The sequence below is a fragment of the Ilyobacter sp. genome, from assembly GCF_041583315.1.
GTDB lineage: Bacteria > Fusobacteriota > Fusobacteriia > Fusobacteriales > Fusobacteriaceae > Ilyobacter.
On record NZ_JBFHGC010000482.1, the window covers coordinates 1 to 2,238 of the forward strand.

At 36.6% G+C, this 2,238-nt stretch carries 3 protein-coding genes and 1 pseudogene; all 4 read left to right on the top strand.

The features are described 5' to 3' along the window. The coding region (locus tag ABZA26_RS13180) for a replicative DNA helicase (RefSeq protein ID WP_372714967.1) at positions 1–1,264 on the top strand (1,264 nt) is incomplete at its 5' end. Positions 1,265–1,333: 69 nt separating this feature from the next. Further along, positions 1,334–1,516, top strand: coding sequence for an SAM-dependent methyltransferase (locus ABZA26_RS13185; RefSeq protein ID WP_372714968.1), 183 nt, complete (start codon positions 1,334–1,336; stop codon positions 1,514–1,516). 119 nt (positions 1,517–1,635) lie between these two features. Beyond that, the gene (locus ABZA26_RS13190) at positions 1,636–2,010 is read left to right on the top strand and encodes a hypothetical protein (protein WP_372714969.1); all 375 of its coding nucleotides are present in this window, start codon (positions 1,636–1,638) and stop codon (positions 2,008–2,010) included. A gap of 33 nt (positions 2,011–2,043) precedes the next feature. Beyond that, positions 2,044–2,238, top strand: a pseudogene (locus tag ABZA26_RS13195) (hypothetical protein); the annotation flags it as partial.

A 2,238-nucleotide genomic window follows, 5' to 3' on the forward strand; every position in this document is an offset into this window, starting at 1 on the left:
AATCATGGTAAGTCCTAGAAAAAAATATGAACTTAGAATACTATCCACAACACTCCTAAGTGATTCAGCAGCTCAAAAGGTTGCAGAACTGGATAATAAACTTTTCACTGGAGAAGAAAGAAAGTTCCACAAAAAAATCTCTGAAATTGTTAAAAGCGGAGATAAAGTAGAACCTGGGCTGTTGGATCAGTTTGATTTGGAATACCTGAATACGCTAATGACTGTTGAATTTAATAGTGCAAATATAGATGCCTATATTGACCAACTGAAAGACATCATTAAACGAGATTATCTAACCAAGGAGTTATCAGTAATAATCTCTGATGAATTTTGTACCGGAGAAATGATGGCTGAAAAAATATCTGAGAAATTGGAATCGGCTAGTGGGAAAGAACGACCCCATTATACTGAGAAACTAGTGGATACTATGAAAGGGATCTTTGATGAAGTAGATAATCGTGAAAGCAATAGCGACCATTTGAAGACCGGATACGATAATCTTGATCAAAGGGTTTTCTTTGACAAAGGTGACCTTGTGGTAATAGCCGCCAGGCCTGCTATGGGAAAAACTGCTTATGCTTTAAATCTAACGTCTAAGCTTTGTTTCCAGAAACACCGTGGAGCATTTTTTTCTTTGGAAATGGATAAAAAACAGCTTATGAAAAGAATGGTTTCAATATTTGGAGGGGTTGATATAGGGAAAATAATGACCTCTTACGGAATGAAGAAACTCACAGATGAGGACATGAAGAAAATAGCCGATGCTGTAGAAGTTGCTGAAAAACTGGATTTAGAGATAGTTGATATGCCTGGAGCGACATTAAGCAAAATAAGAACAGAAGCTAAAAGACTATATCAGATTAAACCTTTGGATTTTATAGTCGTTGATTATATGCAGCTTATACGTGGACCTGGAGAGAATAGAACACAGGAGATAACAAATATTTCCCTTGGACTTAAAGACTTGGCTAGAGAATTGAGAATTCCTGTAATAGCACTATCACAGTTATCTAGGGCAGTGGAGCAAAGAGCAGACAGAAGACCTATGATGAGTGACTTGAGAGAATCAGGGCAGATAGAACAGGATGCTTCTGTTATACAGATGCTTTACAGAGATGATTATTACAACGAGGATAGTGAGTTCAAAGGAGTCGTGGAAGTTTTGACAGTAAAAAACAGAAACGGAACTGTGGGAACTGATATGTTTATGTTCAAAGGGAACCTTCAAAGATTTAACGAATGTGTGAGGTGGGGATTATCGTGACGAAATCAGAAATAAAACTATATGCATACTGGTTGTACATGAAAAATACAAAAGGGAAAACTCTTAAGTGTGAGTGAGAAAGAGATCCTGGAAAAGACAATTGAATTCCTGGAGGTCTTAGGAAAAAAAGCCGGGGAGATGATTTTGTCAGATCAGAGAATATTCCTTTCCAGATATGGCATAGGCAGTATAGAAAGTCTCAGAAAGTTTTGGAAGTTCAAAAAAAAACAACTTGAGGATTTAGGGAAATGACCTGAAAATACTGGTTTTGTTTATCATCACTGTATTATTAATCCCCCAAAACTATACTTTTGGAAATGTGGTTGAGTCTCTGGATAGGTCTATATCAAAACATAAAGTGGAGGAGAGCAATGGACAAAACTAGAATATTTATAGCTGGGAATGTTCCCTCAAGTAAAAATAGCAAGCAGTGGACTGGTAAATTCCTAGTAATGTCTAAAACATGCAAGAGGTATATAAAGGCCTCTGAAGAAGAGTATATGATTAAACGCAGAAAGTTTCTTAGCCTGCTTCAAGGGAAAGAAAAACCCTATAAGATAGGGTTCTACTTTATCAGAGATTCAAAGAGAAAATTCGATTATATCAATGCTGCTCAGTTGCCTTTAGATCTCATGCAGAAATATGAGTGGTTAGAAGATGATGACTGTAATAATGTGGTTCCTGTCTTCCTGGGACATGAAGTGGACAAGTCTAAATCAGGGGTGTTGATTAAGGTATTGGATTAATTACTAGTTATAAAGCAAAAGGAGAGAGGTTAAATGTCAAAGAGTGCATATCTGGAGTATCCAAGTGACAAATTAGAACTGAATGAAGAAAACGACAATATATTTTCAGGAGGAGAAGAATGCATTCAGCAAGCCTTTATCGAAGACCTAAGAACCTCTATAGCTACAGAAATTGAGATTGAAATCTGGAGAAGGAAAAATAAACTTGGTTTTACCCATGAAAGGATA